Origin of the sequence: Rothia kristinae NBRC 15354 (assembly GCF_001570865.1) — a bacterium.
GTDB lineage: Bacteria > Actinomycetota > Actinomycetes > Actinomycetales > Micrococcaceae > Rothia > Rothia kristinae.
Genome location: NZ_BCSM01000001.1, coordinates 80,244 through 98,509, shown reverse-complemented (window position 1 = coordinate 98,509; position 18,266 = coordinate 80,244). Strand labels below are relative to the sequence as shown.

Sequence of the window (18,266 nt, the reverse complement as noted above, 5' to 3'; positions counted from 1 at the left end):
GAGCCATGAAGATCCTGCACACCTCGGACCTGCACCTGGGGCGCAGCTTCCACGGCCGCTCCCTCCAGGCGGATCAGGAGGCCATCTGCGCCGAGCTGGTGCGGGTCTGCGCCCGGCAGCAGGTGGATGCGGTGCTGATCGCGGGGGACGTCTACGATCAGGCCTCCCCGCGCACCGAGGTCATCCAGCTGCTCTCCCGGCTGCTGGGCGAGCTCAACGCCCAGGGCACCACGGTGGTGCTGACCTCCGGCAACCACGACTCCGCGGCCCGCCTGGGCTTCGGGGACACCATCCTGGAAGGGGCGGGGGTGCACCTGCGCACCCGCCTGGCCGACGCCGTGCGGCCGGTGCTGCTGGACGAGTCCACCGCGGTGTACGGCATCCCCTACCTGGACCCGCGGGCCGCGGGCCCCAGCCTGGGGGTGCAGCCCACGCACGCGGCGGTGCTGGAGGCGGTGGCCGAGCGCATCCGGGCGGATCTGGCCCGGCGCCCGGGGGTGCGCGGCATCGTCATGGCGCACTGCTTCGCGGTGGGGGCCGAGCCGACGGATTCGGAGCGGGCCATCGAATCGGGCAGCCTCGGGGCCGTGCCGGCGTCGGTGTTCCGGGGCCTGGACTACGCCGCCCTGGGGCATCTGCACGGGCGCCAGCAGATCACGCCGACGGTGCGCTACAGCGGCTCGCCCCTGCGCTTCTCCTTCTCCGAGACGGACCAGGTCAAGGGCTACTGGATGCTGGAGCGCACGGAGGGCGGGATCGAGGCGACCCCGGGGGCCTGGGAGCACCAGGTGCCGCTGGCCCGGCTGCGGGGGCGCCTGGAGGAGCTGCTGGAGGACCCGGAGCTGGACTGGGCCCGGGAGCGGATGTGCCAGATCACCCTGACCGACGCCGAGCGGCCGGCGCATCCGATGGAGCGGCTGCGCACCCGCTTCCCGCACACCGTGGAGCTGCTCTTCGACGGTCTGCGCACCCGCCCGGCCGGCTTCTACGCCCAGCGCCTGGCCCGGGCCCGCACCCCGGAGCAGGTGTGCGCGGAGTTCTACGAGCAGGTCCGCCGCCGCCCCCTGGATGAGCCGGAGCGGCGGCTGGTGGAGGGGGCCCTGGACCGGGCCCGGGACGAGCAGGCGCACGAGGCGGAGGCGACGGACGCGACGGAAGGGAAGCGGGCATGAGGATCCACCGGCTGCGACTGGAGGCCTTCGGCCCGTACCGGCAGGCCCAGGAGATCGACTTCGAGCCGCTGAACGAGGCCGGGCTCTTCCTGCTCACCGGGCCCACGGGCGCCGGCAAATCCACGGTGTTCGAGGCGCTCACCTTCGCCCTGTACGGCACGACCACCGTCCCGGAGAACGCCAAGGGCCTGAAATCGCATTTCGCCGAGGCCGCGGCCAAGCCCTCGGTGGAGGTGGAGGTGAGCATCGGAGAGCACCGCTACCTCGTGCAGCGCAGCCCCGCCTGGAACCGGCCCTCGACCCGGGCGAAGGCCGGCTACGTCGAGCAGCACGCCACGGTGCTGGTGCGCCGGCGTCCCGAGGCGGATCCGGAGGCCGAGTGGGAGGTGGTCTCCACCCGGATGGATGAGGCCGGTGAGCACCTGGCCCAGGCCATCGGCCTGACCCGTCAGCAGTTCGCCCAGGTGGTCATGCTCCCGCAGGGTCGCTTCGCCCAGTTCCTGCAGGCCTCCTCCTCGGACCGCGAGGAGCTGCTGCGGCGGCTGTTCCCAACGGACCTGTACGCGGAAACGCAGCGGGTGCTGCAGGAGCAGGCGCGGGCCGCCCGGGAGGAGCTGGCCGATGCCGCCCGGCAGCGTGAGCACCTGCTGGCCGAGTTCGCTCGGCTGCAGGAGCGGGAGCGCGGCCTCCTGACCCCGGAGCACGGCGATCACCCCGGTGCGCTCGGCGCGCCCGGACGGCAGACAACCGAGCCTGAGGCGCCGGAGGAACGAGAAGAACCGGGGGAACAGGAGGACTCGGGGGAGCAGGAGCCGGCCCGCCGGATCCACCGGGCCCAGCGGCGTCTGGCCGAGGCCGCAGCCGGTCTGGAGGAGGCCCTCGGCTCCGCGCGCGCGGCCTGGACCCGGCATCGGGAGGAGACGGCCCGGCAGCGCGACGCGCTGGAGGCCGCCCGGGAGCACGCCGTCCTGCAGCGGCGGGCCGAGGACCTGCGCGCCCGGGAGGCCGAGCACCGCCAGCGCACCGAGCGCCTGGCCGCGGCCGAGCGGGCCGAGCCCGTGCGCGCGGCCGAGGATCAGCGCCGCGCCGCAGAGGAGGAACTGCACCAGATCCAGCAGGAGCTCACCGACCTGACCCGCCGGGCCCGCAGGCTGCGCCAGTCCGGACCGCACGCCGTCGCGCCGGATGCGCGGGAGCAGGCCCTGGACGAGCGGTTCTGGGAGCAGGTCGGGGCCGAGCCCGACGCCGACCCGGATGCTGAGGACGATGCCGCCTCCGGTCTCGCCTCCGACGGCGAGCACGCGGCCGAGGTCGAGAACGCGCCCGAGGGCGCGCAGGCCGGTTCGGATGCGGTTACAGCCGAGGGGCAGGAGGCCTCCGCTCAGGGGGAGCATCCCTACCGGGTGCGGCTGCGGGAGCGGCGTCGAGCCCTGGAGGCCGAGCTGCGCGCCGCCGAGGAGCAGGCCGCGGCCGAGGAGCAGGCCCGCGGGCTGGTGGAGCGGATCCGCCGTGCGCAGGAGGCTGTCGGGGCCACCCGGGAGGAGATCGACCGGACCCAGGCCGCCGCGCAGCGGGAGGCCGAGGCCGTCGCCGCCCAGGAGCACCTCGCCGCAGATGCTGCGCCGGCCCGGCAGGAGGAGCAGGAGGCCACCCGGGCTCGACGGCGCAGCACCGAGCGGATCCGTCACCTGGAGCAGCGGCGGGAGCTGGCCGAACGCCACGAACGGGCCGAACACGAGCGCACCGAGACCCTGGAGCGCTACGAGCGCCTGCAGAGCGCGCGCCTGCGCGATGCCGCGGCGACCTTGGCCGAGGACCTCGTCCCGGGGCGTCCGTGCCCCGTCTGCGGCAGCCGGGAGCATCCCGACCCGCATGCCGGAGCCATGCCCGGGTCTGTCCCCGGCGGCGCCGATTCCGCGCCGGGGCAGACCGAGGCGGGCCTCGACCGGGGAGCGTGGGACGGCAGCGGGCAGGCCGCGCCCCCGGATCTGAGTCCCAGGGCTCTGCAGGAGGCCCGGCGGCGCCGCGACGCCGCCCTGGCCGAGGCCCAGCGGATCCTCGAGGCGCTGGCCCGGGTCGACGCCGCCCTCGAGGCCCTGGACGCCGAGGGCACCCCGCCCACCCCCGAGCAGGCGCAGGAGGGCCTCGACGCGGCGGCAGCGCGGGTGCGCGCGGCCGAGCAGGCCGAGCGGCGGGCCGAGCAGCACCGGGGCCGGGCCCAGCGCCTGGCGCAGGAGCTGGACCGGCTGCGCGAGCGCCTGCGGGGACAGGAGCTGGAGCACCGCGACCTGCAGACCCGCGGCGCCCAGGCCCGGGAGCGGGCCCGCTCCGCTCGGGCCCGGCGCGGCGGCGACCCCCGGGACCTGCTCGACTCCTCGACGCTGCGCACCCGACTGGCCGCCGCGGAGGACTTGGAGCGGCTGCTCGAGCGGGTTCTCGGCGGTCTGGAAGCCCGCTCCCGCACCGCACGGCGTCGAACCCGGTCTGCCCGCGCGGGCGCGCAGGCCGCGCGGGAGGCCGGCTTCGCCGATGTCCCCGAGGCGCTGGCGCGGTCCCTGGATCCGCAGCGGCGCGGACAGCTGCGCCGGACCGTGGCCGCCGAGGAGCAGGAGCGGGCCCGGCTGGAGGAGGCCTGGCAGGCCCCGGCCCATCGCAGGCTGCTGGAGGAGGCGCAGCGGGCCGAGGCCGAGGGGCTGGATGCGGCGTCGATCACCGATCCGCAGCGGCGCGGCGAGCTGGTCGAGCAGGCCGCCCGGCGCGAGGCCGCCGCCCAGGAGGAGCACGAGCGGGTCCTGCTCACCCGGGAGCGGGCCCAGCAGCTGCTGGCCGATCTGCGGGAGCTGGCCGTCCGCTGGGGGGACTGGGCCCGACGCTCCGGGCGGCGGGCCGAGCGGGCCCGGCGCATCGGGGACCTCGCGGAGGTGGCCGCCGGCAACGGGGCCGAGAACCTGCAGCGGATGTCCCTGACCACCTACGTGCTGGCCGCCCAGCTCGAGGAGATCGCCGAGGCCGCGAGCCTGCGGCTGCAGCAGATGAGCTCGGGGCGCTACACCCTGCGCCACTCCGACGCCGCGGCCGGGCACGGGCGCCGCTCCGGGCTGGGCCTGGAGGTCTTCGACGCCTGGTCCTCCGTGGCCCGCCCGACCAGCTCCCTGTCCGGAGGGGAGTCCTTCATGGCCTCGCTGTGCCTGGCCCTGGGCCTGGCCGACGTCGTGCAGGCCCGGGCCGGCGGGGTGCAGATCGACACCCTGTTCGTCGACGAGGGCTTCGGCAGCCTGGACGAGGATACGCTGGAGGACGTCATGGACGCGATCGACGGACTGCGCGAGAACGGGCGGGTCATCGGGCTGATCAGCCACGTCGCGGACCTGCGCGCCCGGATCCCGCAGCACCTGCGCGTCCGGCGCACCCCGGCCGGATCCCTGATCGAAAGCGACGCAGGATGAGAACCCCACCCGCCACGGCACCCGGGTCCACCGGGTCCTTCCGCATCCCCCCGGCCGCCCGGGCCGGTACGGCCTGGGCCCGGCTGCGCGTCCTGGCGCGCCTGGTCGGGCTGGGCTACCTGGGGGTGACCGTCTTCGCTCGCCTGCCGGTGGCGATGCTGCCGCTGGGCACGCTGGTGATGATCGCCTCCTGGACCCGGCAGGTGCTGCTGGCCGGATACGCCGCCGGGGCGGTGGCCCTGGCGCTGGCCGTCTCGGTCCCGCTGTACGGGATGCTCGCCCGGCGCGTGGGTCAGCGGGTGGTGCTGCTGTTCTGCTCGGTGGCCAACACGGCCGCGCTGCTGTGGCTGATCCACGAGGCCGACCGGGTCCAGCGTCACCCGGAGATCGGCATCGGGCTGCTGCTGGCCGCGTGCGCGGTCACCGGGGCCACCTGCGCTCCCGTGGCGGCCCTGGCCCGGATCCGCTGGGCGGGGGAATCCCAGCGCCTGGCCGATCGCAGCCTGCTGAACTCCTCCCTCGCCTTCGAATCCGTCGCGGACGTGCTGTCCCTGCTGCTCGGGGCCGCGGTGACCGGGCTCAGCTGCGTCATCGGCGGCCCGCACACGGGGCTGCTCATGGTCGTGCCGGTCAACGTCGTCGGAGTGCTGGCCTTCGCGTTCTTCCGGCTGCGCCACGCCCTCGGCCCCACCAGCCCGCCGCCGGAGCCGGAGGCGGCCGCCGAGGACGCCGCCAGGCGCTCGCTGATGTGGCTGCCGGTGGTGGGCATGGGCGCCCTGGGGCTGCTGCTCGGATCCATGCAGTCCTCGCTGGTCAGCTACACCATGAACTTCGACGCCGTGCAGTACGTGGGGCTGCTCTACGCCGTGCTCGGCGGATCCAGCCTGGTCTCGGCGGTCATCGTCGTCGGGCTGCGGGCCCGGACCAACACCTGGGGGGCGTGGCTGCTGTGGGCGTGTCTGCTGACCCTCGTGGGGATGCCGGTGTCCATGCCCACCGGGGACGCCACGCTGGCGCTGAGCCTGGTCGTGGAGGGGGCGGTGGTCGGGGTCGCCCTGATCGTCACCGACTCCGTGGTGATGTCCATCGCCCCGGTGCGCTGCCTGGACCTCGTGCTCACTTCGGCGCTGGCCTCGCTGCTGGCCGGCAACGCCCTGGGGCTGGCCTGGGGCGCGGTGCTGGGGGACTCCCTGGGCTACAACTCCGCGCTGATGCTCCCGGTGCTCTCCGCCGGGGCCTACCTGCTGCTGGCCCACCTGTACGGGTACCTGTGGCGCCAGCGCTTCGAGCGCCGGGAGACCGACGCGCGCCTGGCCCGGCACCTCGCCCGCCGCGACGGACGGTGACCCCAGCGGGTCGAGACAGGCCGAGCACGCTGGCCCAGGACGCGGAGCGGGCCGGAGCGCCCCCCCCTCAGCTGGGAGGGATGCTCCGGCCCGATCTCGCCGCGGGGCGGCCCCGTGCGGTGCAGGACCGGCTCAGTGGCCGCGGTCGATCCACTCCTGTCGGTGCGGGGCCTCCGCCCCGATCGTCGTCGTCTCCCCGTGACCGGTGAGCACCGCGGTGCCCGGGTCCAGGCTCAGCAGCTTCTCCGTGATCGAGTCGATGATCGTCGGGAAGTCGCTGAAGGAGCGGCCCGTGGCCCCGGGTCCGCCCTGGAACAGGGTGTCCCCGGAGAACACCACCGGGGAGGAGCCCTCCCAGGACAGGTCCTCACTCAGGAAGCACACGGAGCCGGGGGAGTGGCCCGGGGTGTGCAGCACGGTCAGGGTGGCCCCGCCGGCGGGGATCCGCTGCCCCTCGGACAGCGGCTGCGGCTGCACGTCCGTGTCCGGGTTGGCCAGCAGCCACAGCGGGCGGTCCTCCGGGTGCAGCAGCACCGGCGCGCCGAAGCGCAGGGAGGCCTCCGGAGCCAGTCCGGCGTGGTCGTCGTGGGCGTGGGTCAGCAGGATCGCGGTGACCTCCCGATCCCCGACCAGCCCGGCGACGGCCTCCAGGTCGTGCGCCGGGTCGATGACCACGCAGCGCTCGTCATCGCCGATCACCCAGACGTTGTTCTCCACCTCCCAGGTCCCCCCGTCCAGGGAGAAGGTGCCCGCGGTGACGGTGTTCTCGATGCGGGTGCTCACGCGCCACCTCCCGGCAGGTCCACCACGGAGCGCAGCACGGCCCCGTCGGCCATCTTCTGGAAGGCCTCGTTGATGTGCTCCAGGTCCGTGCGCTCGGTGACGAACGCATCCAGGTCCAGCCGGCCCAGGCGGTACTGGTCCACGAGCATCGGGAAGTCCCGGGTGGGCAGGCAGTCCCCGTACCAGGCGGGGCGCACGGAACCGCCGTGGGAGAAGACGTCGGCCAGGTCCAGGGTGAGCTCGGTGCCCGGGTTCGGCACGCCGACCAGGACCAGGCGACCGGCCAGGTCCCGGGCCTCGAAGGCCTGGCGGAAGGTCTCGGCCACCCCGACGGCGTCGATGACGACGTCGGCGCCGTGCCCGCCGGTCAGCTCGCGGATCGCCTCCACGGCGTCGCGCTCGGAGGAGTCCACGGTGTGGGTGGCGCCCAGGCGCTCGGCGGCGGCCAGCTTCTGTCCGTCCACGTCGACCGCGATGATCGTGGTGGCCCCGGCCAGGGCGGCACCCGCCACGGCCGCCACCCCGACCCCGCCGCAGCCGATCACGGCCACGGATTCGCCGCGGCGCACGGCCCCGGTGTTCAGCGCCGCCCCGATCCCGGCGGTGATGCCGCAGCCCAGCAGCCCGACGGCGGCGTACTGGTCCCGGTCCATGTCCCCTTCGATCTTGGTGCACTGGCCGGCGGCCACGAGGGTCTTCTCCGCGAAGGCGCCGATCCCCAGGGCCGGCTCCAGCTCGGTGCCGTCCTGCAGGGTCATCTTCTGGTGCGCGTTGTGCGTGTCGAAGCAGTACCAGGGCTCCCCGCGGCGGCAGGCGCGGCACTGGCCGCACACGGCCCGCCAGTTGAGGATCACGTGGTCGCCGACGGCGACGCCGGTGACGTCCTCGCCCACGGCCTCGACGATCCCGGAGGCCTCGTGGCCCAGCAGGTAGGGGAAGTCGTCCCCGACCCCGCCCTTCTGGTAGTGCATGTCGGTCTGGCAGACCCCGCAGGTGAGGACCTTGACGAGGGCCTCACCCGGGCCCGGATCCGGGACGGTGATGGTGGTCAGCTCGGCGGGAGCGTCCTTCTCCCGCACGATGACGGCCTTGACCTGCTGCATGGTTCCTCCTCAACGGTTGGGGTGGCCTCGTGCGCGCACCCGATCGACCCGGCCTCTCGGCGGGCGCGCACGGCGGCGGTCCATGACCAGTCAATCACGAGAAGCCGCTGCCGCGCCCAGATGGGCCGCGCCGACCCGGCGGAAGATTCCGCTGGTCAGGGCGTCGGCGTGGGTGCGCTGCGGCAGGGGCAGGGCGGTGCAGCGCGGTGCCAGCGCCGCCAGCCGCGCCAGGTCGGGCCCGGCGATGGCGTCACTCGCGCCGGCCGCCAGCAGGAGCGGCTGGCCTGGTCCCGGGGCGGGGACGAACCGCGGGTGGGTGACCAGCGGCAGCAGCGCGGCGATGCGATCGCGGGGGATCGTGGAGCGGGCCAGGACCCCGCCCAGCTCGGCCAGTGCGGGATCCGGGTCCCGCGGGCCCGGAAGGACTCCCGATTCGGTGGGCCCGAGGAGGCCCGCAGACTCTCGTGGACCGGTGCCGGGGTCGGGTGCGGGGGAGGGGCCGCCTGTCCGCGCCGGGGGAAGCTCGGCCAGCAGATCGCGGGCGGGCAGCCCGCCCAGGACCAGGCGGCGGAGGGCTTCCGGCTCCTCCCGGGCCAGCTGCCACAGCAGCCGGGCACCGAGGGAGTAGCCCAGCCCGTCCAGCAGCACCGGCGCCCCGAGGCTCTCGCAGGCCTCGGCTCCGGCCTCCAGGAGGGCCGCCAGCAGCCCCGGCACCCCGTCGGCCTCCTCCAGGGGGATCTCACCGGAAGCGCTGGCCCCGGCCGCGGGGGCGGGATCCCCGTGTCCGGGCAGCTGGATGAGCACCAGGTCCCGGTGGGCCAGGATACGGGTCCACCCCGTGCGCACCCAGCACTGCGCGGCAGTCACCGCCAGCCCGTGCACCAGCAGCACCGGCGGCTGGGCAGGCGAGAGGGCCCGCCCCGCCGCCCCGGAAGGGGCTGCGGGGCGGGCCCGGTGCAGGCTCCAGCGCAGGCCGGTCACCTCAGTCCTGTTCGGAGTAGTCCAGGTGGTCGTTGTCCAGGCGCAGCTGCCGGCCCTGCTTGACCAGATCGGCGTGGGCGTCGCGCATCTTCTCCGCCTGGCGGATGCCGCGCGGGGGCAGCTGGATGTCCTCCTCGGCCCGGATGCCGGATTCCAGCTGGCGGGCCCGCTCCAGCTCGGAGTCCAGCACCGCCCCGAGCAGCAGGACGTTGTTCATGATCCAGATCAGCAGCAGCATGACGATCACGCCACCGAGGGTGCCGTAGGTGGCGTTGTAGTTGGAGAAGTTGGAGACGTAGAACCCGAAGGCCGCCCCGGCCACCCCCATCATGACCAGCGCGATGGCGGCGCCGGGACTGATCCAGCGCAGCTTGGGCTGCTTGATGTTGGGGGTCGCGTAGTACAGCAGCGCGATCAGGGCCACGACCAGCACGAGGGTGATCAGCCAGCGCACCCAGTTCCAGATCTGGGTGATCTGGTCGCCGATGCCCAGGTGGTCGGAGAAGAACTCGATGACCCCGCCGGAGAGCAGCACGGTGAGCATGGTCAGCACCACGAGGATGACCATCGTGAAGGTCACCAGCAGGTTCCAGGGGCGCAGCTTCCAGATCGGCCGGCCCTCCACGACGCCGTAGATCCGGTTCAGGGCACGACCGAAAGCGCCGGTGTACCCTGAGGCGGTCCACAGGGCGCCGACGATACCGGTGATCAGGGCCAGGCCGGCGCCGTTGCCCTCCGTGAGCTGGCGGATGGGCTGCTCGATGAGGTCCATCAGCTGACTGGGGGCGTACGGCTGGATCAGGTCCAGGATCGTCTCGGTGGTCTGCTCACCCTGGCCGAACACGCCCAGCAGGGACACGACGGCCAGCAGCCCCGGGAACACCGAGAGCACCGTGAAGTAGGTCAGGGTCGCCGCGAGGTCCGTGCAGCCCTTGGAGGTGAAGGAGTTCAGCGTCCGCTTGAGGATGTAGCCCCAGCCGGGCTTGGAGATGCTGGTGACCTTGCGGGTCTTGTGCCGATGCGGCGAGGAGGACTGCTCCTCGTCGATCTCGGCTTTGGCGATGGTCTGTTCGGGCAGGTTCACCGGTGGCTCCAGTCGGGGGTCGGCGCGGGGACCGCGCAGGGTGGTCGCCGGGGCCGATGCCGCCCGAACGACTCGGGCGGCATCGGCTCGCGGGGCAGCGGGGCTCTGTCAGCGGGTCTCGTGGTGGATGCCGAGGACCTTCGCGGTGCGCGACATCGTCTCCTCGGCCAGTCGGGCGTCGTCGTTGAGACGGTGACCGTAGGTGGGCACCAGCTCGCTCAGCCGCGAGGACCAGGCGTCGATGCGCTGCGGGAAGCACTTCTTGATGAGGTTGAGCATGATCGGCACGGCCGTGGAGGCGCCGGGGGAAGCGCCCAGCAGGGCCGCGATCGAGCCGTCCCCATGGGTAATCAGCTCGGTGCCGAACTGCAGCACCCCGCCCTTCTTCGCGTCCTTGCGCATGACCTGCACGCGCTGGCCGGCCTCGATCAGCTCCCACTCATCCGCGTCTGCCTCCGGGTAGTACTCCCGCAGGGAGGCGATCTTGGAGGAGCGGGTCTTGACCAGCTCGCTGAGCAGGTACTTGACGAGATCCAGGTTGTCCAGCCCGGCGCGGGCCATCGGGTAGACGTTGTCCGCGCGCACCGAGCGGAACAGGTCCAGCAGGGAGCCGTGCTTGAGGAAGTTGGTCTTGAATCCGGCATAGGGCCCGAACAGCAGCGACCGCTTGCCGTCGACCCACCGGGTGTCCAGGTGCGGCACGGACATGGGCGGGGCCCCGACGGAGGCCTGGCCGTAGACCTTCGCGTCGTGCTGGGAGGCGGTGTCCTCGTTGGTGTTGCGCAGGAACAGCCCGGAGACCGGGAAGCCGCCGAAGCCGCGGCCCTCGGGGATCCCGGACTTCTGCAGCAGCGGCAGCGCGTAGCCGCCGGCGCCGAGGAAGACGAACTTCGCCCGCACCAGCAGGTCGTCATCGGAGTCCAGCAGGTTGCGCACCCGCAGGGACCAGGAGCCGTCGGACTCCTGGCGCAGGTCCTGCACCTGGTGGCCGTAGCGCACGGAGGCGCCCTGCCCGGTCAGGCGCTCGGTGAGCTGGCGGGTCAGGTTGCCGAAGTCCACGTCCGTGCCCTCGGGGGACCAGTTGGCGGCGATGCGCTGGGAGGCGTCGCGTCCGCGCACCGTCAGCGGCGCCCACTGCTGGATCTGGTCGCGGTCCTCGGTGAAGCGCATCGAGGAGAACAGGGTCTGCGGGTGCAGGGCCTCCCAGCGCTTCTTCAGGTAGTCGCTGTGGGCGTCCCCGAAGACCAGGGACATGTGCGGCACCGGGTTGATGAAGCCGGCGTCGGCGAGCTTGCCCTCCTCCACCAGGGTGGCCCAGAACTGGCGGCTGAGCTGGAACTGCTCGTTGATGTTCAGGGCCTTGGCCGGGTCCACCGTGCCGTCGGCCCCGAGCGGGGCGTAGTTCAGCTCGCACAGGGCCGAGTGCCCGGTGCCGGCGTTGTTCCACGGGTTGGAGCTCTCCGCACCGACCTTGTCCAGCCGCTCGAACAGGGTGATGTCCCAGTCCGGCTCGAGCTCCTGGAGCAGGACCCCGAGGGTCGCGCTCATGATTCCGCCGCCCACCAGGGCGACGTCGGTCTTCAGGGTCTTGGTCACGGCAGTCCTGTTCTCCTGTGCTCGACGGTGCGGCAGGCGGGGCCGACGGCGACCGCGCCTGCGGGCCGTCCGCGGGGCGGACGCGCGATGCGCGGGGCGCACCGCTCAAGCCTCCGGGACGGCCTCGGCTCCCCTCAGCGTAGCCCTCCGCGCGGGCGGAAATCGAACGCGCCCGGCCCTGGGCCGGGTGCGCGGGCTCAATCGCTGAGGGTGACCCGGTCGAATTCGGCGACGCCGGTGGCGGCCAGCGGGTACCCGGTGACCCGCGAGCTCAGCGCGACCGCGGAGATCGGATAGGCCAGCGGCACCGCCGGCACGGTCTCGGAGACCATCTCGTTGATCCGCCGGTAGGCGTCCTTGCGGGTGTCCCCGTCCTGCTGGCCGGCCGCGTCCTCGACGGCCTCGAACAGCTCGGACTCCTGCGCGCCGAGCAGATCGGTGCGACGGGAGAACAGCGGGGCCAGAAAGGCGTCCGGATCCCGGTAGGTGCCCATGATCCCGGTCAGGGCCAGGGCCCGATCCGGGTCCTCGGCGTGGATGCGCGCCGGATAGTCCTCGGACCAGGGGATCGGCACCGGTTCGATCGTGAAGCCCGCCTTGGTCAGCCCCTCGGCGATCCGCGCGTAGATCGCCTCCGGCTTCTGCAGGTACGGCAGGGACACGTCGGTGGGATAGCAGAAGCGCAGGGATCGGCCGTCATAGTCCGAGGCCTGCACGAGGCGCTGGGCCAGCCCGAGGTCGTAGCGGTAGGCGGATCCGGTGCCGCTGCCGCTGACGTCGAAGAGCTTGGGGGTGAAGTCGTTGGCGGTCTCGGTGCCCTCGGGGTAGTAGGAGCGCACGATGTCCGACCGGTTGATCGCGTGGGCGGCGGCCCGGCGCAGCTGGACGCTGGCGAAGACCGGGTGTCGCTGGTTGATCGCCAGGAACGCCAGGTTGTACGGGTCCCGCTGCTGGATCTGGTAGCCGCGTCGGGCGAGACTGACGAAATCCGACGTGCCCACCAGGTCGATCGCATCGGCTTCGCCGGTGAGCAGCCGGTAGTAGCGGGTCTGGGCCCCGATGACCGTGGGGAACACCAGCTCCTGCACCTGTGGGGCGTCCCCCCAGTAGTCCTCGTTGCGGCGCAGCCGCACGGTCTGGTCCTCGCGCTGCTGGAAGACGAAGGGCCCGGTGCCCACCGGGTGCCCACCGGGGTCCTTCCCGTCCGCGAAGGAGGCGGGGGAGGCGATGCCGAAGGCCGGCTGGGTCAGGGCGCGGATCAGCGCCGGGTGCCGGCGGTTCAGCCGCAGGACGACGGTGCGGGCGTCGGGGGCGGTGCACTCGGCGAACAGGGCCGGTGCCTCGGCGGTGCCGGGCATCCGGAACACGGTCTGGAAGGCCGTGGGCGGGTGGTGCTGGGTGCGGGCCGCCTCCGCCCAGCGCAGGACGTTGGCCCGCACGGCCTGGGCATCGAAGGTCCGCCCGTCGTGGAATCGGGGGGAGGAGCGCAGGCGGAAGGTGTAGGTCAGCCCGTCCCCGGAGATCTTCCACGACTCGGCCAGATGGGCCATGGCCTCCCCGGTGTCCGGGTTGGCCCGCACCAGCGGCTCCAGCACCTGCGCGCTGATCCGCGCCGTCTCCAGCCGGCCGTCGGTGGAGGGGTCCAGGCTGGGGGCCGGGGCGGCGTCGGCGAAGGTCAGCCGCGTCGGATCCGCCGAGGCGCTGGCCGCCGGGGAGGGCTCCTCCCCGGAGCACCCGCTCAGCGCCAGCCCGGCGGCGAGGCAGCCGCCCAGGAATCCTCGACGGCTCGTGCTCACGGGGGCTCCTTCCTCAGGGGTACCGGGGTGCCGGTGCGCGAGACGGGACTCGAACCCGCACGCCGCAGGGCACAGGAACCTAAATCCTGCGTGTCTGCCAGTTCCACCACTCGCGCTCGCTGGCCCCGGCGCGTCCTCCCGGTTGAGGGAGGTGCGGGGCCGGGGTCGGCCCTCGCAGTCTACCGGCTCGGCCTCGCCGCGGTCCGGCAGGGCCCCCGCCCGGGGTATTCAGTCGGACAGGCCGAGCTCGCGGCGCAGCCTGGCCACGTGTCCTTTCGCCCGCACGTTGTACTGGGCCAGGCGCACGGCGCCCTCGGCATCGACGACGACGGTGGAGCGGATCAGGCCCACGCTGGTGCGTCCGTAGTTGGTCTTCTCCCCCCAGGCGCCGTAGGCCTCGGCCACGGCGTGGTCGGCATCGCTGAGCAGGGTGAATCCCAGGTCGTGGTGCTCGGCGAAGGAGCGCAGCTTGGCCGGGGAATCGGGGGAGATGCCCACGACGCGGTAGCCGGCCGCGCCCAGTGCCGCGAGGCTGTCGCGGAAATCGCAGGCCTGGGTCGTGCACCCCGGGGTCTCCGCGCGGGGGTAGAAGTAGACGACGACGGGCTGCCCGCGCAGTGCGCTCAGGCTCACGGGGTGCCCGTCGGCGTCGGGGAGGGTGAACTCGGGGGCCCGGTCTCCGGGACTCAGGCGACGGCTCTCGGTCATGACGGCGGGGTCCTCCTGGGGGCTCGGATGGCGTGAAAGCGACAGTCTATACTGCTGGGCATGCCACAAATCCGGGAATGGTCGATCTCGCGCCTGATGTCCACGGCCGCGCGCATGTTCGAGTACAACTGGAACCGCAAGCTGCAGGCGCTGGGACTGACCCACGCGGGGGTCATGGCCCTGGACGTGATCAGCCGCGAGGGCGGGCTGACCCAGGCGCAGGTGGCGCACAAGGTCGGCGTTCAGGCCCAGACCATGGGCAAGACCCTCACGCGCCTGGAGGCGCACGGGCACATCGCTCGGGAGCGCAATGCGGTGGACCGTCGCAGCTACGTGATGGTTCTCACGGACAAAGGTCGCCGTGCGCTGGCGGAGGCCGCCGAGATCGAGCACGACCTGGCCGGCACCGGCGTGCTGGATCACGAGGAGCTGCGCCAGGCGCTGGAGCAGGTGATCCGCGACCTGTCCGAGACCGACACCATGCCGCTGGACGTCGTGCGCGCCGAGGGCTCCGGGCTGGTGTCCGGGATCTCCCCGGCATCGTCGGAGCCGCGGGGCTAGCCGACGGCCGGATGGCACGGCCGTCAGGGGTGACACCCGACGAGCAGGGGCCCGATCCTCGGCGGATCGGGCCCCTGCTCGCGTTTCTCGGTGCGCCCCCCGGGACTCGAACCCGGAACCCATTGATTAAGAGTCAATTGCTCTGCCAATTGAGCTAGAGGCGCTCGCCCTGAGGGCGATCGTCGACGGCGTCCGCGCGGACACCGCCTGGTGCGCCCCCCGGGACTCGAACCCGGAACCCATTGATTAAGAGTCAATTGCTCTGCCAATTGAGCTAGAGGCGCTCACCGCTGCGCGACGGCTCCGACCCGGTCGGTCGGCATCCGCACCGCGCGGCAACGAATGGATACTCTACGCCGGGATCGGCCATCGGGCAAATCCGTCCCGACGCGGGCGTATCAAGGGCTCTGGAGGGCCCGACCTCAGGGTCGCTGGGCCGGGCCGAACAGCTGGGCGAGGAACTCCAGCAGGTCCGCGACGTCGGCCTCCTGCTCCAGCACCTCGTTCCCGGCGGCGGTGGGAACCTCGATCAGCGGCGAGATCTCCAGTCGGAATCGAGCCCCGGAGGTGGTCTCCAGCAGGATGGAGCGGTCGGTGAGCGCTTCGCCGCGCAGCATGTTGGTGTTGTCCACGGCGATCGGTGGGGCGAGCGGTTCGAGGGTCTTCGGGTCGAAGGGGGCGATGATCAGCTCCGCGGGTCCGCGCCGATAGCCCACCAGGAAGTGCCCGGCGGCGGCGTGCTCCTCGGCGGGGGATCCCCCCGTCGCGGAGGCGGCGTCTCCCGGGGTGCATACCAGGTTGTAAGCGCCGTAGTTCATCACCTGGGCATCGAAGATGCTGCGCAGGCGATCCTGCAGGGCGACCGAGGGTCCGCTGAGAGACATGTCTGCGAGTCTAGACGGGCCGGCCCCTGCAGGGGAGGGGTCCGTGCCCCGGTGACGCCCGGAGTCACCCCCCCCGGCGCGGGCCTCGGGAGGGCTGTTTCACATTATGAAACGTTTTTGATCTCCTGGATGCCCCGGCGTTGTATGGAGCACATGGCACGCCGCGCATCCTCAGCCCTCACGGACGCACGCATTCCGCTCATTCCGGCGGAGCGCGGGGTCCGTGGCGTCCGCTAGAGGACGGCAGCCTGCCGGCCGCCACCGCCGCACCGAGTCGGGCGGCGGCCGAACAGCTGACACGGACCCCTCGCCCCGCACCCGGGCCGAGGGGTCTTTCGCGATCCGCCCGTCGCACCGGCCCATCCGCCGAGGAACAGCAGCGGTCGAAGGCCGAACGCACCATCCGGTAAGACCACCCACAGAATGAGGACGAACGCAATGAGCACCGCCTCCTCACCCACCCCGACCGCTCCGACCGGGACCCGCCCGCCCGAGCGCATGACCGGCTCCCAGGCCGTGATCCGCACCCTCGAGGAGCTCGGGGTCACCGACGTCTTCGGCCTGCCCGGCGGGGCCATCCTGCCGACCTACGACCCGCTGCTGGACTCCGAGTCCATCAATCACATCCTGGTCCGCCACGAGCAGGCGGCCGGACACGCCGCGCAGGGCTACGCCCTGGCCACCGGCCGGGTCGGGGTGTGCATCGCCACCAGCGGGCCGGGGGCCACCAACCTCATCACCCCGCTGGCCGACGCCCACATGGACTCCGTGCCGATGGTCGCGATCACGGGGCAGGTCTCCTCCGCGGTGCTCGGCACGGACGCCTTCCAGGAGGCGGACATCGTCGGGATGACCATGCCCATCACCAAGCACTCCTTCATGGCCACCCGCGCCCAGGACATCCCGCGGGTGCTGGCCGAGGCGTTCCACCTTGCCGCCTCCGGGCGCCCGGGCCCGGTGCTGGTGGACATCACCAAGGACGCCCAGCAGGGCCAGATGGACTTCGAATGGCCCGTGCCCCTGCAGCTGCGCGGCTACCACCCCGTGCTCAAGGGCCACGCCAAGCAGATCCGCGAGGCCGCGCAGCTGCTGGCCGAGGCCCGCCGCCCCGTCCTGTACGTCGGGGGAGGCATGCTGCGCTCGCATGCGGGGGCCGAGCTGGCCGAGCTCGTTGCGGCCACCGATGCCGCCGTCGTCACCACCCTCACCGCCCGCGGGGCCTTCCCGGACGCGGACCCGCACCATCTGGGCATGCCCGGGATGCACGGCTCGGTGCCCGCCGTCACCGCGATGCAGCAGGCCGATCTGCTGGTGGCCCTCGGCGCGCGCTTCGACGATCGGGTCACCGGCGTGCTGGACTCCTTCGCTCCGCACGCCAAGGTCATCCACGTGGACATCGACCCGGCGGAGATCTCCAAGATCCGCTGGGCGGACGTGCCCATCGTGGGGGACCTCAAGGCCGTGCTGCCGGACCTCATCGAGGCCTACCGCGCGCAGACCTCCGGGCGCACCCCGGACCTGGGGGACTGGTGGGCCGTGCTGAACCGGCTCAAGGAGGAGTACCCCCTGGGGTGGGTGCCCACCGAGGACGGGCTGGGCTCGCCCCAGCACGTCATCCGCCGCATCGGCGAGCTCACCGGACCCGAGGCCATCTACTGCTCCGGGGTGGGCCAGCACCAGATGTGGGCCGCGCAGTTCATCGGCTACCAGCGCCCGCACCAGTGGATCAACTCCGCGGGCCTGGGCACGATGGGCTACGCCGTGCCCTCGGCGATGGGCGCCAAGGTCGGCTGCCCGGACCGGGTGGTGTGGGCCATCGACGGCGACGGCTGCTTCCAGATGACCAACCAGGAGCTGGCCACCTGCGCCCTGAACGACATCCCCATCAAGGTCGCGGTGATCAACAACTCCTCGCTGGGGATGGTCCGGCAGTGGCAGACGCTGTTCTACGACGGCCGCTACTCCAACACCCACCTGAACACCGGCCACGCCTCCCGGCGCATCCCGGACTTCGTCAAGCTCGCCGAGGCCTACGGCTGCGCCAGCTTCCGATGCGAAGGCGACGACCAGGTGGACGAGGCGATCGCCCGGGCCCTGGAGATCAACGACCGCCCCGTCGTCGTGGACTTCACCGTCAGCCCGGACGCGATGGTCTGGCCGATGGTGCCCGCCGGGGTGTCCAACGACGCGATCCAGATCGCCAAGGACACCTCACCCGACTGGAACCGAGAGGACTGAGCGCCCATGGCCGCCCACACCCTGTCCGTGCTCGTGGAGGACACCCCCGGCGTCCTGACCCGGGTCTCCGGGCTGTTCGCCCGCCGACAGTTCAACATCGACTCGCTGGCCGTCGGGGGCACCGAGGTGCCCGGGATCTCCCGGATCACCGTGGTCGTCGAGGCCGACGAGGTCCTCCTGGAGCAGGTCACCAAGCAGCTGAACAAGCTCATCCACGTCCTGAAGGTCGTGCGGCTGCCCCCGGAGACCTCGGTGCAGCGGGACCACGTGATGGTCAAGGTCCGCGCCGACGCCGCGACCCGCACCCAGGTCACCCAGGCCGCCGAGCTGTTCCGCGCCCGCGTGGTGGACGTCTCCACCGAATCCGTGGTCATCGAGGCCACCGGACCGGCCGGCAAGCTCGAGGCCCTGCTGGAGGTCCTGGAGCCCTTCGGCATCCGCGAGATCGTGCGCGCCGGGACCCTCGGCGTCTCCCGCGGTCCCCGCTCCCTGTCCGAGAAGGCCCTGCGCCGCTGACCCACCGAACCACCCGGCCCGCCCGCCAGGGCGCATACCGGGTCCGCAGACC

At 72.8% G+C, this 18,266-nt stretch carries 14 protein-coding genes and 3 tRNA genes; 6 read left to right on the top strand and 11 right to left on the bottom strand.

From position 1 onward, the window contains the following. Positions 1–5 precede the first annotated feature (5 nt). From KKR01S_RS00470 to KKR01S_RS00460, 3 genes are read left to right on the top strand one after another with little or no spacing between them, the layout of a single operon-like run. Positions 6–1,172 carry a metallophosphoesterase family protein gene (locus KKR01S_RS00470; protein WP_061225002.1) on the top strand — a complete coding sequence of 389 codons (1,167 nt, stop codon included), beginning with the start codon at positions 6–8 and terminating at the stop codon, positions 1,170–1,172. After that, positions 1,169–4,618, top strand: a complete 3,450-nt coding sequence (locus KKR01S_RS00465; RefSeq protein WP_061225001.1) for an AAA family ATPase — start codon at positions 1,169–1,171, stop codon at positions 4,616–4,618. Before KKR01S_RS00470 ends, KKR01S_RS00465 begins: the two co-directional genes overlap by 4 nt. Beyond that, positions 4,615–5,964, top strand: a complete 1,350-nt coding sequence (locus KKR01S_RS00460) for an MFS transporter (protein WP_061225000.1) — start codon at positions 4,615–4,617, stop codon at positions 5,962–5,964. Before KKR01S_RS00465 ends, KKR01S_RS00460 begins: the two co-directional genes overlap by 4 nt. 132 nt (positions 5,965–6,096) lie before the next feature. On the opposite strand, the gene KKR01S_RS00455 is transcribed toward KKR01S_RS00460, so the two are convergent. The 8 genes from KKR01S_RS00455 to bcp all read right to left on the bottom strand — a co-directional run bounded on the left by KKR01S_RS00455 (position 6,097) and on the right by bcp (position 14,015). Next, positions 6,097–6,747, bottom strand: coding sequence for an MBL fold metallo-hydrolase (locus KKR01S_RS00455; RefSeq protein WP_061224999.1), 651 nt, complete (start codon positions 6,745–6,747; stop codon positions 6,097–6,099). Continuing rightward, positions 6,744–7,850 (bottom strand): S-(hydroxymethyl)mycothiol dehydrogenase, encoded by a 1,107-nt coding sequence (locus KKR01S_RS00450; RefSeq protein ID WP_061224998.1) that lies wholly within the window; start codon positions 7,848–7,850, stop codon positions 6,744–6,746. Before KKR01S_RS00450 ends, KKR01S_RS00455 begins: the two co-directional genes overlap by 4 nt. A gap of 90 nt (positions 7,851–7,940) precedes the next feature. Next, a complete protein-coding gene (locus KKR01S_RS00445; protein ID WP_061224997.1) occupies positions 7,941–8,831 on the bottom strand; it encodes an alpha/beta hydrolase family protein in 891 nt (296 codons plus the stop codon). Position 8,832: 1 nt separating this feature from the next. Further along, complete coding sequence (locus KKR01S_RS00440) at positions 8,833–9,915, bottom strand: YihY/virulence factor BrkB family protein (protein ID WP_058730596.1); 1,083 nt, start codon at positions 9,913–9,915, stop codon at positions 8,833–8,835. Between the two features lie 108 nt (positions 9,916–10,023). Continuing rightward, positions 10,024–11,547, bottom strand: coding sequence for a malate:quinone oxidoreductase (locus tag KKR01S_RS00435; RefSeq protein ID WP_260008890.1), 1,524 nt, complete (start codon positions 11,545–11,547; stop codon positions 10,024–10,026). 161 nt (positions 11,548–11,708) lie between these two features. Beyond that, complete coding sequence (locus KKR01S_RS00430; protein WP_058730597.1) at positions 11,709–13,307, bottom strand: ABC transporter substrate-binding protein; 1,599 nt, start codon at positions 13,305–13,307, stop codon at positions 11,709–11,711. A 34-nt stretch (positions 13,308–13,341) separates the two neighbouring features. Beyond that, positions 13,342–13,423, bottom strand: a tRNA-Leu gene (locus KKR01S_RS00425). A 112-nt stretch (positions 13,424–13,535) separates the two neighbouring features. Next, a complete protein-coding gene (bcp, locus tag KKR01S_RS00420) occupies positions 13,536–14,015 on the bottom strand; it encodes a thioredoxin-dependent thiol peroxidase (protein ID WP_058730598.1) in 480 nt (159 codons plus the stop codon). 60 nt (positions 14,016–14,075) lie between these two features. Between bcp and KKR01S_RS00415 the strand changes: the two genes are divergently transcribed. Further along, the gene (locus tag KKR01S_RS00415; RefSeq protein ID WP_064725622.1) at positions 14,076–14,576 is read left to right on the top strand and encodes a MarR family winged helix-turn-helix transcriptional regulator; all 501 of its coding nucleotides are present in this window, start codon (positions 14,076–14,078) and stop codon (positions 14,574–14,576) included. Positions 14,577–14,667: 91 nt separating this feature from the next. On the opposite strand, the gene KKR01S_RS00410 is transcribed toward KKR01S_RS00415, so the two are convergent. The 3 genes from KKR01S_RS00410 to KKR01S_RS00400 form a co-directional block, all read right to left on the bottom strand. Further along, a tRNA-Lys gene (locus KKR01S_RS00410) sits at positions 14,668–14,740 on the bottom strand. Between the two features lie 44 nt (positions 14,741–14,784). After that, positions 14,785–14,860, bottom strand: a tRNA-Lys gene (locus KKR01S_RS00405). Positions 14,861–14,998: 138 nt separating this feature from the next. Then, positions 14,999–15,460 carry a hypothetical protein gene (locus tag KKR01S_RS00400; protein ID WP_058730599.1) on the bottom strand — a complete coding sequence of 154 codons (462 nt, stop codon included), beginning with the start codon at positions 15,458–15,460 and terminating at the stop codon, positions 14,999–15,001. A 423-nt stretch (positions 15,461–15,883) separates the two neighbouring features. Here KKR01S_RS00400 and KKR01S_RS00395 point away from each other — a divergent pair, with 423 nt between their 5' ends. Then, a complete protein-coding gene (locus KKR01S_RS00395; protein ID WP_081101422.1) occupies positions 15,884–17,698 on the top strand; it encodes an acetolactate synthase large subunit in 1,815 nt (604 codons plus the stop codon). 6 nt (positions 17,699–17,704) lie between these two features. Beyond that, entirely contained in the window at positions 17,705–18,214 is a 510-nt protein-coding gene (gene ilvN, locus KKR01S_RS00390; RefSeq protein WP_058730601.1) for an acetolactate synthase small subunit, read from the top strand. Positions 18,215–18,266: the final 52 nt, after the last annotated feature.

Excerpts from the sequence above, each read along its gene's own strand:
- ilvN (WP_058730601.1), top strand. The coding sequence starts at position 17,705 with ATGGCCGCCCACACCCTGTCCGTGCTCGTGGAGGACACCCCCGGCGTC.
- KKR01S_RS00465 (WP_061225001.1), top strand. The coding sequence starts at position 1,169 with ATGAGGATCCACCGGCTGCGACTGGAGGCCTTCGGCCCGTACCGGCAG.
- KKR01S_RS00470 (WP_061225002.1), top strand. The coding sequence starts at position 6 with ATGAAGATCCTGCACACCTCGGACCTGCACCTGGGGCGCAGCTTCCAC.
- bcp (WP_058730598.1), bottom strand. The coding sequence starts at position 14,015 with ATGACCGAGAGCCGTCGCCTGAGTCCCGGAGACCGGGCCCCCGAGTTC.
- KKR01S_RS00395 (WP_081101422.1), top strand. The coding sequence starts at position 15,884 with ATGAGGACGAACGCAATGAGCACCGCCTCCTCACCCACCCCGACCGCT.
- KKR01S_RS00400 (WP_058730599.1), bottom strand. The coding sequence starts at position 15,460 with ATGTCTCTCAGCGGACCCTCGGTCGCCCTGCAGGATCGCCTGCGCAGC.
- KKR01S_RS00460 (WP_061225000.1), top strand. The coding sequence starts at position 4,615 with ATGAGAACCCCACCCGCCACGGCACCCGGGTCCACCGGGTCCTTCCGC.
- KKR01S_RS00450 (WP_061224998.1), bottom strand. The coding sequence starts at position 7,850 with ATGCAGCAGGTCAAGGCCGTCATCGTGCGGGAGAAGGACGCTCCCGCC.
- KKR01S_RS00415 (WP_064725622.1), top strand. The coding sequence starts at position 14,076 with ATGCCACAAATCCGGGAATGGTCGATCTCGCGCCTGATGTCCACGGCC.